This window comes from Citrobacter sp. CK189, from assembly GCF_030333505.1.
Classification (GTDB): Bacteria; Pseudomonadota; Gammaproteobacteria; order Enterobacterales; family Enterobacteriaceae; genus Citrobacter_B; species Citrobacter_B koseri.
The window spans coordinates 303,563-321,624 of record NZ_JAOWFV010000040.1 but is presented as its reverse complement, the minus strand read 5'-3'; the positions used below and the strand labels follow the sequence as shown (position 1 = coordinate 321,624).

Below are 18,062 nucleotides of genomic sequence, written 5' to 3'. Positions count from 1 at the left end.
GGCTTCGCATTTAAATTCACCACAAGAAGCCCCATATATGAAGAATGCAACGTTCTATATTCTGGACAATGACACCACCATTGATGGCCTGAGCGCCGTTGAACAACTGGTGTGCGACATTGCCGCAGAACGTTGGCGCAGTGGTAAACGCGTGCTGATTGCCTGTGAAGACGAAAAACAGGCCATCCGTCTGGATGAAGCGCTGTGGGCAAGACCGCCGGAGAGTTTTGTCCCGCATAATCTGGCGGGAGAAGGTCCAAGAGGCGGCGCGCCGGTGGAAATCGCCTGGCCGCAAAAACGCAACAGCAGCCCGCGTGATATTCTGATCAGCCTGCGTACTGGCTTTGCAGATTTTGCCACCGCTTTCACAGAAGTGATAGACTTTGTCCCTTACGAAGAAACTTTGAAACAACTGGCGCGCGAACGCTACAAAGCCTACCGCGTGGCTGGTTTTAACCTGAATACGGCAACCTGGAAATAATGGAAAAGACATATAACCCACAAGATATCGAACAGCCGCTTTACGAGCACTGGGAGCAGCAGGGCTACTTTAAGCCGAATGGCGATGAAAGCCAGGAAAGCTTCTGCATCATGATCCCGCCGCCAAACGTCACCGGCAGTTTGCATATGGGTCACGCCTTCCAGCAAACCATCATGGATACCCTGATCCGCTATCAGCGTATGCAGGGTAAAAACACCCTGTGGCAGGTCGGTACTGACCACGCCGGGATCGCTACCCAGATGGTGGTTGAGCGCAAGATTGCCGCAGAAGAGGGTAAAACCCGCCACGACTATGGCCGCGATGCCTTCATCGACAAAATCTGGCAGTGGAAAGCGGAATCCGGCGGCACCATTACCCGTCAGATGCGCCGTCTGGGCAACTCCGTGGACTGGGAGCGCGAACGCTTCACCATGGACGAAGGTCTTTCCAATGCCGTGAAAGAAGTGTTTGTCCGCCTGTACAAAGAAGATCTGATTTACCGTGGCAAGCGCCTGGTCAACTGGGACCCGAAACTGCGCACCGCGATCTCTGACCTGGAAGTGGAAAACCGCGAGTCCAAAGGCTCTATGTGGCACATCCGCTATCCGCTGGCTGACGGTGCGAAAACCGCAGACGGTAAAGATTACCTGGTGGTTGCCACCACCCGCCCGGAAACCCTGCTGGGCGATACCGGCGTAGCCGTCAACCCGGAAGATCCGCGTTATAAAGATCTGATTGGCAAATTCGTGGTGCTGCCGCTAGTGAACCGTCGTATTCCGATCGTGGGCGACGAGCATGCCGACATGGAAAAAGGCACCGGCTGCGTGAAGATCACCCCGGCGCACGACTTTAACGACTATGAAGTGGGCCGTCGTCATCAGCTTCCGATGATCAATATTCTGACCTTTGACGGCGATATCCGTGAAAGCGCGGAAGTGTATGACACCAAAGGCGAAGAGTCCGACGTTTACTCCAACGAAATCCCGGCTGAGTTCCAGAAGCTGGAGCGTTTTGCCGCGCGTAAAGCGGTGGTTGCCGCTATCGATGCCCTCGGCCTGCTGGAAGAGATTAAACCGCACGACCTGACCGTACCGTACGGCGACCGTGGCGGCGTGGTTATCGAACCAATGCTGACCGACCAGTGGTACGTCCGTGCCGACGTGCTGGCAAAACCGGCGGTGGAAGCGGTAGAGAACGGCGATATCCAGTTCGTGCCAAAACAGTACGAAAACATGTACTTCTCCTGGATGCGTGACATTCAGGACTGGTGTATCTCCCGTCAGCTGTGGTGGGGCCACCGCATCCCGGCATGGTACGACGACGCGGGCAACGTCTACGTTGGCCGTAGCGAAGACGAAGTGCGTCAGGAAAACAACCTGAGCGCCGACGTTGCGCTGCGTCAGGACGACGACGTACTGGACACCTGGTTCTCCTCCGCACTGTGGACCTTCTCGACTCTCGGCTGGCCGGAAAACACCGACGCGCTGCGTCAGTTCCACCCGACCAGCGTGATGGTCTCCGGTTTCGACATCATCTTCTTCTGGATTGCCCGCATGATCATGATGACCATGCACTTCATCAAAGATGAAAACGGCAAGCCGCAGGTACCGTTCAAGACCGTCTACATGACCGGTCTGATTCGCGATGACGAAGGCCAGAAGATGTCCAAATCCAAGGGTAACGTTATCGACCCGCTGGATATGGTTGACGGCATTTCCCTGCCGGATCTGCTGGAAAAACGTACCGGCAACATGATGCAGCCGCAGTTGGCTGAGAAGATCGCCAAACGTACCGAGAAACAATTCCCGGACGGCATTGAGCCGCACGGTACTGACGCCCTGCGTTTCACCCTGGCGGCGCTGGCCTCTACCGGCCGCGACATCAACTGGGATATGAAGCGTCTGGAAGGCTACCGTAACTTCTGTAACAAGCTGTGGAACGCCAGCCGCTTTGTGCTGATGAATACCGAAGATCAGGATTGCGGCTTCAACGGCGGCGAGATGACCCTGTCACTGGCAGACCGCTGGATCCTGGCGGAATTCAATCAGACCATCAAAGCGTACCGCGAAGCGCTGGACAGCTTCCGCTTCGATATCGCAGCGGGCATTCTGTACGAGTTCACCTGGAACCAGTTCTGCGACTGGTATCTGGAGCTGACCAAGCCGGTCATGACCGGCGGCTCTGAAGCAGAACTGCGCGGCACCCGCAACACGCTGGTCACCGTGCTGGAAGGTCTGCTGCGCCTGGCACATCCGATCATCCCGTTCATCACCGAGACCATCTGGCAGCGTGTGAAAGTGATTTCCGGCATTACCGCCGACACCATCATGCTGCAACCGTTCCCGCAGTACGATGCCTCCCAGGTGGATGAAGCCGCGCTGGCCGATACCGAATGGCTGAAGCAGGCGATCGTTGCCGTACGTAACATCCGTGCGGAAATGAATATCGCGCCGGGCAAACCGCTGGAACTGCTGCTGCGTGGTTGCAGCGAAGAAGCGATTCGCCGCGTGAACGACAACCGCAGCTTCCTGCTGAACCTGGCGCGTCTGGAAAGCATCACCGTGCTGCCAGCCGATGACAAAGGTCCGGTTTCCGTGACGAAGATTATCGATGGCGCCGAGCTGCTGATCCCGATGGCGGGGCTGATTGACAAAGAAGCCGAGCTGGCGCGTCTGGCGAAAGAAGTGGCGAAGGTCGAAGCTGAAATTGGCCGCATTGAAGGCAAGCTGGCGAACGAAGGTTTTGTCGCCCGCGCACCAGAAGCGGTGATCGCCAAAGAGCGTGAGAAGCTGGAAAACTACGCGGAAGCGAAAGCGAAGCTGATTGAGCAGCAGGCGGTTATCGCGGCGCTGTAACTTGATGGAAACGCCGGAGCCCCTCTTCGGCGTTTTCTTTTATAAGGCATTTTTTATTCGTACCAGCTTCCCGTCCGGCATGGTGATCCAGTAATACTCTATGTTGCTGAAAGAAAATCTTTCGTAAGATCCCGCGTCGAATTCCACGATTAGCAGCACATTTTTTTCAATACAATTTTCTTTTGTGTTTTTTTGTGGCGGAAAACAAAACAGATCACCATCGCCTGATTTCTCATCATCGATAAACCCGCCGCCAATATCCCAAAAAACAATATAGTAAGAGGCACTTGTTGGTATATGGTATTTTGCCTTCAGCTCATTTTTGTGCTGCAGATACCAGTGTATCCGTCCCCACTCGGTTAATGCAAAGTGCTTAACTGCAATATCATAAGCCTCAAAATCCATAAAACCACGTTCACTGCTAACATAAAGCCCATGAAAAAGCGTAGGATCATACTCAAATCTCTCGCCAGCCCGAAGGATTGTCACAGGTCGTTGAGCCCAGAGGAGATAACCGCATATCAGCAACACCAGGCTGCCGATAATGACGTTACGTTTCGGCTTCATACGCTTCCCTTAATATGCGCATGAGCATTTAAATTTGTCAGAAACGGCCTGTACGCATAGTCACGATGACGCTGTAGAAAAAACCAGATGCGGAAGAAGCGAAAGTTTTTATATAACGTATTGGTAATATCCTCTTTGCCCAGACCAAAATGATCCTGCCCTTTAAAAGAAAGTAATCCCTCCCATGACATGGCATAGCGCTGAAAACGCACCAGTTTGATTCGTTGTGCATAAATATCATGTACGCTTACCCCCAAACCATTTACCCTGTCGATATAACGGTTGAATTTTGGCAGTTTAGAATCTTGCATTTCTGATTTAAGTCTTACAAAGAAGAAATCATCCAGGCGTGCGTCCCGTTTACTATGCAATTGTTTATTGATCTCATCCCGAATTTTCATCAACATATCATTCGTTCCAGCTCCCCTAATGACATCTGCATACGCGCGATTTAGAAGTTCTCCAAACCATGGCTGCCCGTTACCGTAATGGAAATGATCAATCAGTTCCCCAATAATAGGAGAATATAACCCTTTAGCGAATTGTGCTGACAGTTCTTTCATCTCATCAAACAGAATATCTGCACAATGCTGGCGACTAATCGGCCTGCCTTGTGGTTGTTGATGGCCGAAATCCAAAGCCTGCGAATTAAAAGTAGTCATCATATCAAATTGCAAATACCTGAACGGGTCAACCCGAGCAGAGATATCCTTCAACCCCAGAGTGTAAAAATCCCAGTCGTCCAAATCACCATACTGCATATCATCAATATGATAATCTTCAAAGCGATGGGATGTAGCAAATATCTCACGGGGCAGAGACATTAATAAATACATATCATTATTCATAACTCATCATCCTGGTAAATAATATAATCGCGTTTTACTCCGGGAGAAAAATTAAGATAAGCTCAAATAATAAAACTTGAGCAATGCAACGAAAACAGCAGGTTAATGATAAAAATTTTTCTCAGAGAGAATAACAGTCTTGCATGTTCGAAAAGAGGGTGGTATCAAATATAACTATGATAATTTATCATTTGATTGAGTAATAAAATGAGTTCTACGCTATTTCCCCTTACGCTACGTCGTCTTACCGCTGACGATAACGCCGCTATCGCCCGCGTCATCCGCCAGGTTTCCGCTGAATACGGCCTGACCGCTGATAAAGGCTATACGGTTGCCGATCCTAATCTGGATGAATTGTTCCAGGTTTACAGTCAGCCAGGCGCGGCCTATTGGGTCGTCGAGCAGAGCGGTCAGGTGGTGGGCGGCGGCGGCGTGGCGCCGTTAGGCTGTAGCGAACCGGATATCTGCGAACTGCAAAAAATGTACTTTTTGCCGACGGTACGCGGCCAGGGGCTGGCGAAGAAACTGGCGCTGATGGCGCTGGAGCACGCGCGTGAGCAGGGGTTTAAACGCTGCTACCTGGAAACCACCGCATCCTTACGCGAAGCAATTGGCCTGTATGAACATCTGGGATTTGAGCATATCAGCGAACCACTGGGCTGCACCGGGCATGTTGACTGCGAAGTCCGCATGCTGAAAACGCTGTAAGTCACCCACTAGCCGGATAAGGCGACGCCATATCCGGCAATTTATGCAAACATTCCGCTTCTGAGTTAGTGGCGTACGCCGTCATCGTCTTCGTCGACGTAATCTTCATCGTCGCCGTCTTCACCCTCTTCACCGTTCGGATCTTCGAAGTACGTACCCCAGCCGTCATATTCCACGTCAAATTTCTCAGCCAGGTTCATCAGTTGTTCAACCTGAGCATCAATCAGATCGGCATTCAGCGCACATTCGCTGAGGATATCGCAGCAAATCACCGTATCGCCTTCTTCCACTTCCAGCTCTTCCGGCTCGGTCACTTCATAACCGAGTTTGAACGCTTCTACGGCTGCTTTTTCCAGCGTTTCGAAGTCGTCAGCGGAAAAGTGATGCTCGATAGTGTACAGCGCATCTGGATCGCTGCCATCTTCAAGTAATTCTTCAATAATCAGACGCGTCTCTTCACGCTGCTCTTCCAGTAGTTCCGGGTTTGCCATGGCTCGTTCCTCATAAATGTCCTGCCGATACTCTTATTGTCACACACCGCTGTCATTGCCTCCACCTTTCCAGGAAAGATTTGTTAAATGGGGTTGCAAATGCATAATCATCCATATAAATTGAATTTTAATTCAACAAATGGCCTTTGCCATGTGAGGGAACCATGCCTACGTTTTATCAGAAACATTTTTTGAAATTACTCGATTTCACCTCCGCTGAACTCACCGCTCTGCTGCAACTCGCCGCCAAACTGAAAGCCGACAAGAAAAACGGCGTAGAAGTCGCCAGACTGACCGGCAAAAACATCGCGCTCATCTTCGAAAAAGACTCGACCCGCACCCGATGCTCTTTCGAAGTTGCCGCATACGATCAGGGCGCTCGCGTAACGTACCTTGGGTCAAGCGGCAGCCAGATTGGGCATAAAGAGTCAATTAAAGACACCGCCCGCGTGCTGGGACGCATGTATGACGGTATTCAGTACCGCGGCCACGGCCAGGAAGTGGTAGAAACGCTGGCGGAATATGCAGGCGTTCCCGTGTGGAACGGGTTGACCAACGAGTTTCACCCCACGCAGCTGCTGGCGGATTTGCTGACCATGCAGGAACATCTGCCGGGCAAAGCCTTCAATGAGATGACCCTGGTTTACGCTGGCGATGCGCGTAACAACATGGGAAATTCCATGCTGGAAGCCGCCGCGCTGACAGGACTGGATTTACGTCTGGTGGCTCCGCAGGCCTGCTGGCCGGAAGCAAGCCTGGTCGCAGAGTGCAAAGCGCTGGCGCAAAAGAACGGCGGCGATATTACGCTGACTGAAGATATCGCAGCGGGCGTGAAAGGCGCGGACTTTATCTATACCGACGTATGGGTGTCGATGGGTGAAGCAAAAGAGAAATGGGCGGAGCGTATCGCACTGCTGCGTCAGTATCAGGTAAACAGCGCAATGATGGCGCAGACCGGTAATCCTCAGGTGAAGTTTCTGCACTGCCTGCCCGCATTCCACGATGATCAGACCACGCTTGGCAAGAAAATGGCCGAAGAGTTCGGTTTGCACGGCGGGATGGAAGTGACCGATGCGGTGTTTGAATCTCCGGCCAGCATCGTGTTTGACCAGGCGGAAAACCGGATGCACACCATCAAAGCGGTGATGGTGGCGACGCTGGCGAAATAACGATTACGTCTTATCCGGCCTACAGATCGTGCTCCCGTAGGCCGGGTAAGACGTTTTGCGTCGCCACCCGGCAATGCAACTTACTCGACCAGCAGCTTAACGACCGCTTTGCGTACCTGAGCAGGTGCCCCTACTGCGCACAGCGGCTTATGGACTTCCCCCGGGTAAAAGACCACAAAATCGCCTTCATTAAGGATCACCGTTTTCTCCTCTGCCCCTTCAGGCAAAAACGCGATATCTTTATCCGCCAGCCAGTCAGTTTCCGGCGCGCCCGCAGGCTGGGTGCTGAAGGTCATTCCTTCCTGCCCCTTTAATACGATCTGAATATCGAGATAGCGCGCATGATACTCCGCACGACGCTTTTCAAACGGCTCGGTCATGTCTTCCGAAACCAGATAAAACAGGCGATTGCCGTCGATATCATGCTTACCCTTTGCCGTTTCATCCGTCACATGCGCTTTAATATGTTCAATGGCCTGACGCAGCGCGTCCGGCAGCCAGGGTTGCAGATTGTGGATATTGCCAACGATCATCACAGACTCCTTAAATAAAACAACGTTTCATTTTTATGGTTATACGAAAAAAACCGCTGCCATACCACTTCTATTTCACGATGTTTTGCGTCAGCGCATGTTTATCGCTGAAGATGTTGTCCGACTGTTAATCGTCATCGAAGATTATGCATATCCTTTGCATAACTTTCCCCCTCCACTTTACAGTAAAAACCGTAATATGCTGTTATAAAAAGGTTTATTAGAAAAACACCTTGTTGATCACACTTCCTTTTCCCTGCATAACCTGCATTTATCACCATAGTTATTTTATGATTTACGTTAAGGTAAAAATAATAAAATAACCCTCCCGCATACCTATGCACAGACAAAAATAAAACACCATAAAATCAACAAGATAGAATTAAATAATAAATTTAGATTATCTACAAATAATTAACAAGAAAGAATAACAAGACATTTTATTGCGTAGTAATTCAGTTATTACTCTCTTTATTTTTCAATTTCTCTGACCTCGCTCATATATTAAATAAGAAAAATTAAATATCCCTTCCGATGTGAAACACATCACATTATCAGACCGAATTAGAATCAATGATGATTTCCGAAAATTAGCTGAACAGTAATGACTGCAAACAATTTAATTATTTGCAGCCACCACTTCTTTATTCCTGAATAATTGAGTAAAAGGTATCGTGATGGAAAAACATTATGTCGGTTCTGAAATCGGTCAATTACGTAGTGTGATGTTGCACCGCCCTAATCTCAGTCTGAAAAGACTGACGCCGTCAAATTGCCAGGAGCTGCTTTTTGATGACGTTCTGTCGGTGGAACGCGCAGGCGAAGAGCACGATATTTTCGCTAATACGTTACGCCAACAAGGCATAGAGGTGTTGCTGCTAACCGACCTGCTGACGCAAACACTGGATGTTATCGAAGCCAAAACCTGGCTGCTGGAAACACAAATCTCCGACTATCGCCTGGGCCCGACTTTCGCGGCGGATATTCGCGCCTGGCTGGCGGATATGCCGCATCGGGAATTAGCGCGCCATTTAAGCGGTGGGCTGACATATGGCGAAATCCCCGCCTCGATTAAAAATATGGTGGTTGATACACACGATATTAATGACTTTATTATGAAGCCATTACCCAATCACTTATTTACCCGCGATACCTCATGCTGGATATATAACGGCGTGTCGATCAACCCAATGGCAAAAACAGCGCGCCAGCGTGAGACCAATAATCTGCGGGCAATTTATCGCTGGCATCCACAATTTGCAGATGGCGAATTTATTAAATATTTCGGCGACGAAAACATTAATTACGACCATGCCACGTTAGAAGGCGGAGACGTGCTGGTTATTGGTCGCGGCGCCGTACTGATTGGCATGTCTGAACGCACCACCCCGCAGGGGATCGAGTTCCTCGCCCAGTCGCTGTTTAAACATCGCCAGGCCGAGCGCGTCATCGCCGTTGAGTTGCCAAAACACCGTTCCTGCATGCACCTCGATACCGTCATGACCCATATCGACATCGACACTTTCTCCGTCTACCCGGAAGTGGTTCGCCCGGACGTCCAGTGCTGGACCTTAACACCGGACGGGCGCGGCGGGCTGAAGCGTACCCAGGAAAGCACGCTGGTACACGCCATCGAAAAAGCCCTCGGCATTGATCAGGTGCGTTTGATCACCACTGGCGGCGATGCCTTCGAAGCCGAACGTGAGCAGTGGAATGACGCCAATAACGTTCTCACCCTACGCCCCGGTGTGGTGGTCGGCTACGAGCGCAACATCTGGACCAACGAAAAATACGACAAAGCGGGCATCACCGTTCTGCCCATTCCTGGCGATGAACTGGGACGCGGACGCGGCGGCGCGCGCTGCATGAGCTGCCCGCTGGAACGCGACGGCATTTAAGGAAGCGATTATGGACAACAAACCCACTCTGGTTGTCGCACTGGGCGGCAATGCGCTGCTCAAACGCGGCGAACCGCTGGAAGCGGATATCCAGCGCAAAAACATCGATCTGGCGGCAAAAACCATCGCCCAACTGACGCAACAGTGGCGCGTGGTGCTGGTACACGGCAACGGCCCGCAGGTTGGCCTGCTGGCGTTGCAGAACAGCGCCTATGACCGCGTCACCCCCTACCCGCTCGATATTCTCGGCGCGGAAAGCCAGGGGATGATCGGCTACATGCTGCAACAGTCGCTGAAAAACCAGCTTCCGCAGCGTGAAATCAGCGTCCTGCTCACTCAGGTGGAGGTGGACGCCGACGATCCGGCATTCCGCAACCCAACCAAATATATCGGCCCGGTTTATGACAGCGCCCAGGCCAACGCGCTACAGGCGGAAAAAGGCTGGATTTTCAAAGCCGACGGAAAAGCGTTTCGCCGCGTAGTGCCTTCGCCACAGCCCAAACGCATCGTTGAGAGCGACGCGATCCGCGCCCTGATCGCCCGCGACCATCTCGTGATCTGCAACGGCGGCGGCGGCGTGCCGGTAGTGGAAAAAGCCGATGGTTTTCATGGCATTGAAGCGGTGATCGACAAAGACCTCTCTGCCGCTCTGCTCGCCAGTCAAATCCACGCGGACGCGCTGCTGATCCTGACCGATGCCGACGCGGTGTACCTCGACTGGGGCAAGCCGACCCAACGCCCGCTGGCTCAGGTAACGCCGGAACTGCTCAGCGAAATGCAGTTCGATGCCGGTTCGATGGGGCCGAAAGTCACCGCCTGCGCCGAGTTTGTCAGCCACTGCCAGGGGATTGCCGGTATCGGTTCACTGGCCGACGGCCCGGCCATTCTCAGCGGTGACAAAGGCACCCTGATTCGACCCGAAACCGTCGATTACGACGCATAAGGCGATTTCTGCCGGATGGCGGCGGCGCCTTATCCGGCCTACAGCACGCGCATAACCGTAGGCCTGATAAGCGCAGCGCCATCAGGTAATTCATTTTAACAAGGACACTGTAATGGCTACTTCACTGAAAAATCGCAACTTTCTTAAACTGCTCGACTTCACTCCGACGGAGATCCAGTACCTGATCGATCTGGCCATCGAGCTGAAAGCGGCAAAAAAAGCCGGACGCGAGAAGCAAACGCTGGTCGGTAAAAACATCGCGCTAATTTTCGAAAAAACCTCCACCCGCACCCGCTGCGCGTTTGAGGTCGGCGCATTCGATCAGGGCGCACAGGTGACCTATCTCGGGCCAAGCGGCTCGCAGATTGGGCATAAAGAATCCATGAAAGATACCGCCCGCGTGCTGGGCCGGATGTATGACGGCATTGAGTATCGCGGTTTTGGTCAGCAGATCGTTGAAGAACTGGGGCAGTACGCGGGCGTACCGGTGTGGAACGGCCTGACCGATGAATTTCACCCTACGCAGATCCTCGCCGACCTGATGACCATGCTGGAACATGCGCCGGGCAAAACGCTGCCTGAACTCAGCTTCGCTTACCTCGGCGACGCCCGCAATAACATGGGTAATTCGCTGATGGTCGGCGCGGCAAAAATGGGGATGGACATCCGCCTGGTCGCGCCGAAATCCTTCTGGCCGGACGACGCGTTAGTGGCGCAGTGCCGCGACATCGCCAGCGTCACCGGCGCGCGCATTACGCTAACCGAGGACGTGGAGGAAGGCGTTTATGACGTGGATTTCCTCTATACCGATGTCTGGGTGTCGATGGGCGAACCAAAAGAGGCATGGGCGGAGCGCGTCAGCCTGATGAAGCCATACCAGATCAACCAGCAGGTCATCAACGCCACCGGCAATCCCAACGTGAAGTTTATGCACTGCCTGCCCGCCTTCCACAACGAGCACACCAAAGTGGGCCGCGAAATCGAGGCCGCCTATGGCCTGAAAGGACTGGAGGTGACGGAAGAGGTGTTCGAGTCAGCCCACTCCATCGTGTTTGACGAAGCGGAAAACCGTATGCACACCATTAAAGCGGTCATGGTGGCGACGCTCGGCGACTAACCCCTCCGGGCATGTGCCGCCTGACGACGCATGCCCGTGTTATCTGGAGAGAACACCATGGGCAAATTTAAATTTCCCAGCGCGTATACCATCCTGTTTATTCTTATCGCACTGGTCGCTGTGATGACCTGGATTGTCCCGGCGGGCAAATACCAGATGGCGATGAACCCCACGTTGGGTAAAGAGGTTCCGGTCGCGGGCACCTATGCTCCTGCCGAGTCGCATCCGCAAGGGATTACCGCCGTACTGTTGGCCCCCATTGACGGCCTCTACAACCACGAAACCTATACCGCAGGCGCAATCGATGTGGCGCTGTTTGTACTAATCATCGGCGGCTTTCTCGGCGTGGTGAACAAAACCGGTGCAATTGATGCGGGTATTGAACGCGTCACGGTACGGCTCAACGGCAAAGAGGAGTGGATGATCCCCATACTAATGGGACTCTTTGCCGCAGGCGGGACGATTTACGGGATGGCGGAAGAGTCACTCCCCTTCTACACGCTGTTGGTCCCAGTGATGATGGCCGCCCGCTTCGATCCGCTGGTCGCGGCCGCCACCGTGCTGCTCGGCGCAGGTATTGGCACACTCGGTTCGACCATCAACCCTTTTGCCACGGTGATTGCCGCCAACGCCGCCGGAATCCCGTTCACTCAGGGTATGCTGTTACGCATCATTCTGCTGGTCGTTGGCTATGTTATTTGCGTGGTCTGGGTGATGCGCTATGCCCGCAAAGTGCGCAGCAACCCGGAGTTATCTATCGTGGCGGATAAGATGGAGGAGAACCGCGCTCACTTTCTTGGCAACCGTTCCAGCACGCTGCTGGAGTTCACCGCAACCCGCAAATGGATCTTGCTGATTTTCGCCGCCGCCTTTGCCGTGATGATTTACGGCGTCGCGGTTCTCGGCTGGTGGATGGCGGAAATTTCCGGCGTTTTCCTGGCGTCCGCGATTATCGTCGGCGTTATCGCCCGGATGAGCGAAGAGGCGTTCACCAGTACGTTTATCGACGGCGCGCGGGATCTGCTTGGCGTAGCGCTGATTATCGGTATTGCACGCGGCATTGTGGTGGTGATGGATAATGGCATGATTACGCATACCATTTTGCACAGCGCGGAAAATCTGGTATCTGGCTTGTCCACCACCATTTTTATCAATGTCACTTACTGGCTGGAAGTATTGCTCTCATTCCTGGTGCCCTCTTCCTCTGGTCTGGCGGTGTTGACCATGCCGATCATGGCGCCGTTAGCGGACTTCGCCCATGTGCAACGGGATCTGGTGGTGACGGCGTATCAATCGGCGTCCGGGATTGTGAACCTGATTACGCCGACGTCGGCGGTCGTAATGGGAGGGCTGGCGATTGCGCGCGTGCCGTATGTGCGGTATCTGAAGTGGGTCGCGCCGCTGCTGCTGATCCTGACGCTACTGAATATGGCTGTTTTGAGCGTTGGCGCAATGCTGTAACTCCCGCCGGATGGCGCTTCGCTTATCCGGCCTACAAGTTACGCATTTCGTAGGCCGGATAAGGCGCTTTAGCGCCGCCATCCGGCAAACGAACGCAGCCAATACGCTTTCTTTTTTGACTGGCTTCTCACTTTCCTGCAAAACCGACCGGTTGATTCGTTATCAATGTGACAAACAGGATGAATTTCGCTAGTCCATTGATATCAATGACAAAGCAAGGTGCATATATGAAGGAATACAATGATTGCTCCGCCAAAGAACAGCAGCAACTGGCGGTATGTCAGCGCCTGATTACAGAAAAAAGTTACTTATCCCAGGAGGAAATACGTCGCGATCTGCAAAACCACGGCTTCGAAGGCATCAGCCAGTCGACCGTTTCACGTCTGTTGAAACTGCTCGGCGTCATAAAAATAAGAAATACAAAGGGACAAAAAATTTATTCCGTAAATCCGCAATTGCGCCCCGCTCCTGACGCTGCGCGATCGATATCCGAGATGGTGGTCAGCGTGGAACACAATAGCGAATTTATCCTTATCCACACGGTGGCCGGTTATGGCCGCGCCGTTGCCAGAATCCTGGATTATCACGCCCTGCCGGAAATTTTAGGTGTGATCGCGGGCAGCAGTATCGTCTGGGTCGCGCCACGGGTCGTACAGCGCACCGGGCTTGTTCACAAGCAAATTAATTATTTATTAAAAATGAATTCTTATTCATGAGAACCGTTTGCGATGAATAAAATGTGCATTAATCGCTTGATCCCATAACATAGCTGAGTATAATCGCGGACAATTTGCCGGGAGGAAGTATGGTTCAGTGTGTACGACATTCTGTCTTACCGCGTCTGAAAACAGACGCTGGACTGCCGTTTTTCTTCCCGTTGCTCACCTATTCCAGGCCCCTCATTGAGGGGCTTTTTTTTTGCCCAGGCGTCAGGAGATAAACATGGCTAACCCGCTATACCAAAAACACATCATTTCCATAAACGACCTCAGCCGCGATGACCTCAATCTGGTCCTGGCGACGGCGGCGAAATTAAAAGCCAATCCACAGCCGGAGCTGCTGAAGCATAAAGTGATCGCCAGCTGCTTCTTCGAGGCATCCACACGCACCCGCCTGTCGTTTGAAACCTCGATGCACCGCCTCGGCGCCAGCGTGGTGGGCTTCTCCGACAGCGCTAACACGTCGCTGGGCAAAAAAGGCGAGACGCTGGCAGATACCATCTCCGTTATCAGCACTTATGTGGACGCGATTGTGATGCGTCACCCACAGGAAGGCGCAGCGCGTCTGGCGACCGAGTTCTCCGGCAACGTGCCGGTACTGAACGCCGGCGACGGCGCAAACCAGCATCCGACCCAGACGCTGCTGGATCTGTTTACCATTCAGGAAACCCAGGGCCGCCTGGACAATCTGAACATCGCCATGGTCGGCGACCTGAAATATGGCCGAACCGTACACTCACTGACGCAGGCGCTGGCGAAGTTTGACGGCAACCGCTTCTACTTTATCGCGCCGGACGCGCTGGCGATGCCGCAATACATTCTGGATATGCTGGATGAGAAAGGCATTGCCTGGAGTCTGCACAGCGCCATCGAAGAGGTGATGGCGGAAGTGGATATTCTGTATATGACCCGCGTGCAGAAAGAGCGTCTGGACCCGTCCGAATACGCCAACGTCAAAGCGCAGTTTGTCCTGCGCGCCAGCGACCTGAACGGCGCGCGTGAAAACATGAAGGTTCTGCATCCATTGCCGCGTATTGATGAGATCACCACCGACGTAGATAAAACGCCGCACGCCTGGTATTTCCAGCAGGCAGGAAACGGTATTTTCGCTCGCCAGGCGTTACTGGCACTGGTTCTGAATAGCGATCTGGCACTGTAAGGGGAAAAGAGATGACACACGACAATAAACTACAGGTTGAAGCGATCAAACGTGGCACCGTAATCGACCACATTCCCGCGCAGGTTGGCTTTAAATTACTGACGCTGTTCAAACTGACCGAGACCGATCAGCGCATCACCATCGGCCTTAACCTGCCGTCCGGCGAGATGGGGCGTAAAGACCTGATTAAAATCGAGAACACTTTCCTGACCGAAGAACAGGTTAACCAGCTCTCCCTGTACGCGCCGCAGGCAACGGTAAACCGCATCGACAACTATGATGTGGTGGGCAAATCGCGCCCGAGCCTGCCGGATCGCATCGACAACGTGCTGGTCTGCCCGAACAGCAACTGCATCAGTCATGCTGAGCCGGTTTCATCCAGTTTTACAGTGAAAAAACGCACAGATGACATTGCGCTCAAATGTAAATACTGCGAAAAAGAGTTTTCGCATTATGTGGTGCTGGCCAACTAATTGAGGTTGGTAATGGGTATCCGGCTCCCTATAATGGCCTGTACCTAATTTACCGCTGTAATTCAGGAGAAATCATGAGCAAAACTATCGCGACGGAAAATGCACCCGCAGCTATCGGCCCATACGTTCAGGGCGTTGACCTGGGCAGCATGATCATCACTTCCGGTCAGATCCCGGTTGATCCAAAAACCGGCAGCGTACCGGATGACGTGTCCGCTCAGGCGCGCCAGTCGCTGGAAAACGTAAAAGCTATCGTCGAAGCCGCAGGCCTGAAAGTGGGCGACATCGTGAAAACAACCGTGTTCGTTAAAGACCTGAACGACTTCGCGACCGTGAATGCGACCTATGAAGCATTCTTCACCGAGCATAATGCGACCTTCCCGGCACGTTCATGCGTTGAAGTTGCGCGTCTGCCGAAAGACGTAAAAATCGAGATCGAAGCGATCGCTGTTCGCCGCTAAGTCTCCTTAAAAATATGTCTGCGCCGGATGGCGGCTTTGCCTTATCCGGCCTACGACAGTGCCGTTTGTAGGCCCGGTAAGCGCCAGCGCCACCGGGCATTGCGCCGGATGGCGGCTTCGCCTTATCCGGCCTACGGCAGTGCCGTTTGTAGGCCCGGTAAGCGCCAGCGCCACCGGGCATTTATCACATCACCCCAAACAGTTTCGGCAGGAACAGCGAGATCGCCGGAATATAGGTCACTAACATCAACACCAGGAAGAGTACCGCGTAGAACGGCAGCATCGCCTTCACCACCTGCTCTATTTTCTGCTTACTCACCGCACTGGCAACAAACAGCACCGATCCCACCGGCGGCGTAATCAGGCCGATCCCAAGATTCACCAGCATGATCATGCCGAAATGCACCGGATCAATACCCAATGCCGTAGTGACCGGCAGCAGAACAGGCGTCAGGATCAGGATCAGCGGCGCCATGTCCATCAGTGTCCCGATCAGCAGCAGCATAATGTTAATGCACATCAGGATGACGTATTTGTTATCTGAAATACTGGTGAACGCCTCGGTAATGCGCATCGGCAGCTGCATGTAGGTCATGATGGCGCCAAATGCGGCGGCGAACCCGATCAGGATCATCACAATGGTGACCGTTTTTACCGTGCGGTACATCAGCTTCGGCAGTTCAGACCATTTGTAGTCGCGGTAGATAAACATAGTGACGAAGAAGGCCCACAGACAGGCGATCGCCGCCGATTCCGTCGCGGTGAAGATGCCAGAGAGAATCCCGCCCATGATGATGACAACCGTCATCAGCCCCCACAGCGTATCGACAAAAATCTTCAACGCCTGGCGAAACGGCACCCGCTCGCCTTTCGGATAGCCGCGCTTATGGGCAAAACCGACGCACATCACCATCAGGGTAAAACTTAACAGCAGCCCCGGCAGAATGCCGGCGATAAACAGCGCGGCAATCGACACCGTACCGCCCGTCGCCAGCGAATAAATCACCGAGTTGTGGCTGGGCGGCGTCAGGATCGCCTGTACGGAGCCGCTGGCGGTGACCGCCGCCGCAAAGTCACGCGGATAGCCTTTTTTATCCATCTCCGGGATCATCACCGAGCCGATAGACGCCGTATCCGCGACGGACGAGCCGGAAATCGCGCCAAAAAAGGTAGACGCCACAATGTTCACCAGCGACAGCCCGCCGCGTATAAAGCCGACAAAGATGTAGGCGAAGTTCACCAGGCGACGCGCAATACCGCCCTCCGCCATAATCGCCCCCGCCAGAATAAAAAATGGGATCGCCAGCAGCGAAAATTTGTTCACGCCGCTGGTGAGCTGGATCATGACCGCTTCCAGGGGAATGTCGATATACCAGGCGCCAATGATCGCGCTAATGCCCACCGCGTATGCTACCGGCACCCCAATCGCCAGCATAATGCCGAGCGTAAAGACGAGAATAAATGCATCCATCTGCTTTCCTTTATGAAGTGGGGTCGCGCATTAATGGGTTGAGCCCAGCATGACGACAGGACGTTGATACTGCGAACCACGGAAAATTTTCTCGATAATGAAAAGCAGCGTGATGGCAGAGCCGACAGGCAACGGCAGGTAGTTCTCACCCGCTGATAACAGAGGAAATTCCGCCACCGGCTGTTCCCACAGGTCGTAGCACAGCAGGGAGCCGTACCAGAGGATAAACAGGCTGACGGCCATCAGCATCAGATCCGCCACAATGAAACAGATTCGCTGCGCGCCCTCGCTCAGGCGGTCGGTCACCATGCTGACGGCAATATGGGAACCCGCGCGATAGCTCACCGCTGCGCCAACAAAGGTGAATGTCACCATGCAAAGAATGGCGACCGGTTCCGGCCATGACAGCGCGCTGTTCATCACATAGCGCGCAAATATCCCGACGGGAATAACGGCCACCATAATCAACAGCGCCAATCCGGCAACCCACATTGAGATTCGGTAAAACAAATCCATTACCGACGAATAAAATTCACCCATGGTCGTCCCCTTGAATTAATCTTTAGGTTCAGGCGGATAAAGTCCTTACCCCGCCAGAGGTATTACTTCATATCCTGAATCCGTTTAATCAAATCCTGGCGATCTTTATAGGGTTCGCTGGCAGTTTAAAAAATGCCATGAATAGCGCTAACTGACAGGATAAAAGAG

20 protein-coding genes are annotated in these 18,062 nt (G+C 53.1%); 13 read left to right on the top strand and 7 right to left on the bottom strand.

The features are described from left to right. Positions 1–37 precede the first annotated feature (37 nt). Both holC and OGV83_RS19845 read left to right on the top strand, forming a co-directional pair. On the top strand, positions 38–481 hold the full coding sequence (holC, locus tag OGV83_RS19850; protein WP_012134319.1) for a DNA polymerase III subunit chi: 444 nt from the start codon (positions 38–40) through the stop codon (positions 479–481). Continuing rightward, on the top strand, positions 481–3,336 hold the full coding sequence (locus OGV83_RS19845) for a valine--tRNA ligase (protein WP_112001292.1): 2,856 nt from the start codon (positions 481–483) through the stop codon (positions 3,334–3,336). The genes holC and OGV83_RS19845 overlap by 1 nt, the downstream gene beginning before the upstream one ends. A gap of 39 nt (positions 3,337–3,375) precedes the next feature. Here OGV83_RS19845 and OGV83_RS19840 read toward each other — a convergent pair whose 3' ends face one another. Both OGV83_RS19840 and OGV83_RS19835 read right to left on the bottom strand, forming a co-directional pair. Beyond that, positions 3,376–3,903 (bottom strand): DUF943 family protein, encoded by a 528-nt coding sequence (locus tag OGV83_RS19840; RefSeq protein ID WP_153258721.1) that lies wholly within the window; start codon positions 3,901–3,903, stop codon positions 3,376–3,378. Next, the gene (locus tag OGV83_RS19835) at positions 3,900–4,751 is read right to left on the bottom strand and encodes a DUF3289 family protein (protein ID WP_286464422.1); all 852 of its coding nucleotides are present in this window, start codon (positions 4,749–4,751) and stop codon (positions 3,900–3,902) included. The genes OGV83_RS19840 and OGV83_RS19835 overlap by 4 nt, the downstream gene beginning before the upstream one ends. A gap of 207 nt (positions 4,752–4,958) precedes the next feature. On the opposite strand from OGV83_RS19835, the gene OGV83_RS19830 reads away from it, so the two are divergent. After that, positions 4,959–5,459 (top strand): GNAT family N-acetyltransferase, encoded by a 501-nt coding sequence (locus OGV83_RS19830; RefSeq protein WP_286464420.1) that lies wholly within the window; start codon positions 4,959–4,961, stop codon positions 5,457–5,459. Between the two features lie 65 nt (positions 5,460–5,524). Here the strand turns inward: OGV83_RS19830 and rraB are convergent, their stop codons facing one another. After that, complete coding sequence (rraB, locus tag OGV83_RS19825; RefSeq protein WP_047459344.1) at positions 5,525–5,950, bottom strand: ribonuclease E inhibitor RraB; 426 nt, start codon at positions 5,948–5,950, stop codon at positions 5,525–5,527. Positions 5,951–6,114: 164 nt separating this feature from the next. Here rraB and argF (OGV83_RS19820) point away from each other — a divergent pair, with 164 nt between their 5' ends. Then, a complete protein-coding gene (gene argF, locus OGV83_RS19820) occupies positions 6,115–7,119 on the top strand; it encodes an ornithine carbamoyltransferase (RefSeq protein ID WP_286464417.1) in 1,005 nt (334 codons plus the stop codon). 80 nt (positions 7,120–7,199) lie between these two features. Here the strand turns inward: argF (OGV83_RS19820) and OGV83_RS19815 are convergent, their stop codons facing one another. Beyond that, positions 7,200–7,652, bottom strand: a complete 453-nt coding sequence (locus OGV83_RS19815; protein ID WP_047459346.1) for a YhcH/YjgK/YiaL family protein — start codon at positions 7,650–7,652, stop codon at positions 7,200–7,202. A 677-nt stretch (positions 7,653–8,329) separates the two neighbouring features. On the opposite strand from OGV83_RS19815, the gene arcA reads away from it, so the two are divergent. The 5 genes from arcA (at position 8,330) to OGV83_RS19790 (ending at position 13,787) form a co-directional block, all read left to right on the top strand. Continuing rightward, complete coding sequence (arcA, locus tag OGV83_RS19810) at positions 8,330–9,550, top strand: arginine deiminase (RefSeq protein ID WP_012134333.1); 1,221 nt, start codon at positions 8,330–8,332, stop codon at positions 9,548–9,550. A 10-nt stretch (positions 9,551–9,560) separates the two neighbouring features. Continuing rightward, positions 9,561–10,493, top strand: a complete 933-nt coding sequence (arcC, locus tag OGV83_RS19805; protein WP_047459348.1) for a carbamate kinase — start codon at positions 9,561–9,563, stop codon at positions 10,491–10,493. A 112-nt stretch (positions 10,494–10,605) separates the two neighbouring features. Next, on the top strand, positions 10,606–11,610 hold the full coding sequence (gene argF, locus OGV83_RS19800) for an ornithine carbamoyltransferase (protein ID WP_012134335.1): 1,005 nt from the start codon (positions 10,606–10,608) through the stop codon (positions 11,608–11,610). A 57-nt stretch (positions 11,611–11,667) separates the two neighbouring features. Then, a complete protein-coding gene (locus OGV83_RS19795; RefSeq protein ID WP_024130766.1) occupies positions 11,668–13,071 on the top strand; it encodes a YfcC family protein in 1,404 nt (467 codons plus the stop codon). Between the two features lie 227 nt (positions 13,072–13,298). Further along, positions 13,299–13,787 (top strand): arginine repressor, encoded by a 489-nt coding sequence (locus tag OGV83_RS19790; protein WP_024130767.1) that lies wholly within the window; start codon positions 13,299–13,301, stop codon positions 13,785–13,787. On the opposite strand, the gene OGV83_RS19785 is transcribed toward OGV83_RS19790, so the two are convergent. Continuing rightward, positions 13,778–13,897, bottom strand: coding sequence for a hypothetical protein (locus OGV83_RS19785; protein WP_077956855.1), 120 nt, complete (start codon positions 13,895–13,897; stop codon positions 13,778–13,780). The two genes, OGV83_RS19790 and OGV83_RS19785, sit on opposite strands and share 10 nt — an antisense overlap. Between OGV83_RS19785 and pyrL the strand changes: the two genes are divergently transcribed. The 4 genes from pyrL to ridA all read left to right on the top strand — a co-directional run bounded on the left by pyrL (position 13,877) and on the right by ridA (position 15,883). Further along, the gene (pyrL, locus tag OGV83_RS19780) at positions 13,877–14,011 is read left to right on the top strand and encodes a pyr operon leader peptide (RefSeq protein ID WP_024130768.1); all 135 of its coding nucleotides are present in this window, start codon (positions 13,877–13,879) and stop codon (positions 14,009–14,011) included. The two genes, OGV83_RS19785 and pyrL, sit on opposite strands and share 21 nt — an antisense overlap. 2 nt (positions 14,012–14,013) lie before the next feature. Next, positions 14,014–14,949: an aspartate carbamoyltransferase gene (pyrB, locus tag OGV83_RS19775; protein ID WP_012134340.1), complete on the top strand. Its 936-nt coding sequence runs from the start codon at positions 14,014–14,016 to the stop codon at positions 14,947–14,949. A gap of 11 nt (positions 14,950–14,960) precedes the next feature. Continuing rightward, positions 14,961–15,422: an aspartate carbamoyltransferase regulatory subunit gene (gene pyrI, locus OGV83_RS19770; protein WP_275055355.1), complete on the top strand. Its 462-nt coding sequence runs from the start codon at positions 14,961–14,963 to the stop codon at positions 15,420–15,422. 74 nt (positions 15,423–15,496) lie between these two features. Further along, positions 15,497–15,883 carry a 2-iminobutanoate/2-iminopropanoate deaminase gene (ridA, locus tag OGV83_RS19765; protein ID WP_012134342.1) on the top strand — a complete coding sequence of 129 codons (387 nt, stop codon included), beginning with the start codon at positions 15,497–15,499 and terminating at the stop codon, positions 15,881–15,883. 184 nt (positions 15,884–16,067) lie between these two features. Here the strand turns inward: ridA and OGV83_RS19760 are convergent, their stop codons facing one another. Together OGV83_RS19760 and OGV83_RS19755 are read right to left on the bottom strand one after the other, a co-directional pair. Further along, positions 16,068–17,354, bottom strand: coding sequence for a TRAP transporter large permease (locus OGV83_RS19760; protein WP_047459361.1), 1,287 nt, complete (start codon positions 17,352–17,354; stop codon positions 16,068–16,070). A 30-nt stretch (positions 17,355–17,384) separates the two neighbouring features. Next, positions 17,385–17,894 (bottom strand): TRAP transporter small permease, encoded by a 510-nt coding sequence (locus tag OGV83_RS19755; protein WP_012134344.1) that lies wholly within the window; start codon positions 17,892–17,894, stop codon positions 17,385–17,387. Positions 17,895–18,062 lie beyond the last annotated feature (168 nt).

Bases quoted from the DNA above. Each gene is read 5' to 3' on its own strand.
- holC (WP_012134319.1), top strand. From the start codon at position 38: ATGAAGAATGCAACGTTCTATATTCTGGACAATGACACCACCATTGAT.
- OGV83_RS19845 (WP_112001292.1), top strand. From the start codon at position 481: ATGGAAAAGACATATAACCCACAAGATATCGAACAGCCGCTTTACGAG.
- OGV83_RS19840 (WP_153258721.1), bottom strand. From the start codon at position 3,903: ATGAAGCCGAAACGTAACGTCATTATCGGCAGCCTGGTGTTGCTGATA.
- OGV83_RS19835 (WP_286464422.1), bottom strand. From the start codon at position 4,751: ATGAATAATGATATGTATTTATTAATGTCTCTGCCCCGTGAGATATTT.
- OGV83_RS19830 (WP_286464420.1), top strand. From the start codon at position 4,959: ATGAGTTCTACGCTATTTCCCCTTACGCTACGTCGTCTTACCGCTGAC.
- rraB (WP_047459344.1), bottom strand. From the start codon at position 5,950: ATGGCAAACCCGGAACTACTGGAAGAGCAGCGTGAAGAGACGCGTCTG.
- argF (WP_286464417.1), top strand. From the start codon at position 6,115: ATGCCTACGTTTTATCAGAAACATTTTTTGAAATTACTCGATTTCACC.
- OGV83_RS19815 (WP_047459346.1), bottom strand. From the start codon at position 7,652: ATGATCGTTGGCAATATCCACAATCTGCAACCCTGGCTGCCGGACGCG.
- arcA (WP_012134333.1), top strand. From the start codon at position 8,330: ATGGAAAAACATTATGTCGGTTCTGAAATCGGTCAATTACGTAGTGTG.
- arcC (WP_047459348.1), top strand. From the start codon at position 9,561: ATGGACAACAAACCCACTCTGGTTGTCGCACTGGGCGGCAATGCGCTG.
- argF (WP_012134335.1), top strand. From the start codon at position 10,606: ATGGCTACTTCACTGAAAAATCGCAACTTTCTTAAACTGCTCGACTTC.
- OGV83_RS19795 (WP_024130766.1), top strand. From the start codon at position 11,668: ATGGGCAAATTTAAATTTCCCAGCGCGTATACCATCCTGTTTATTCTT.
- OGV83_RS19790 (WP_024130767.1), top strand. From the start codon at position 13,299: ATGAAGGAATACAATGATTGCTCCGCCAAAGAACAGCAGCAACTGGCG.
- pyrL (WP_024130768.1), top strand. From the start codon at position 13,877: ATGGTTCAGTGTGTACGACATTCTGTCTTACCGCGTCTGAAAACAGAC.
- OGV83_RS19785 (WP_077956855.1), bottom strand. From the start codon at position 13,897: ATGTCGTACACACTGAACCATACTTCCTCCCGGCAAATTGTCCGCGAT.
- pyrB (WP_012134340.1), top strand. From the start codon at position 14,014: ATGGCTAACCCGCTATACCAAAAACACATCATTTCCATAAACGACCTC.
- pyrI (WP_275055355.1), top strand. From the start codon at position 14,961: ATGACACACGACAATAAACTACAGGTTGAAGCGATCAAACGTGGCACC.
- ridA (WP_012134342.1), top strand. From the start codon at position 15,497: ATGAGCAAAACTATCGCGACGGAAAATGCACCCGCAGCTATCGGCCCA.
- OGV83_RS19760 (WP_047459361.1), bottom strand. From the start codon at position 17,354: ATGGATGCATTTATTCTCGTCTTTACGCTCGGCATTATGCTGGCGATT.
- OGV83_RS19755 (WP_012134344.1), bottom strand. From the start codon at position 17,894: ATGGGTGAATTTTATTCGTCGGTAATGGATTTGTTTTACCGAATCTCA.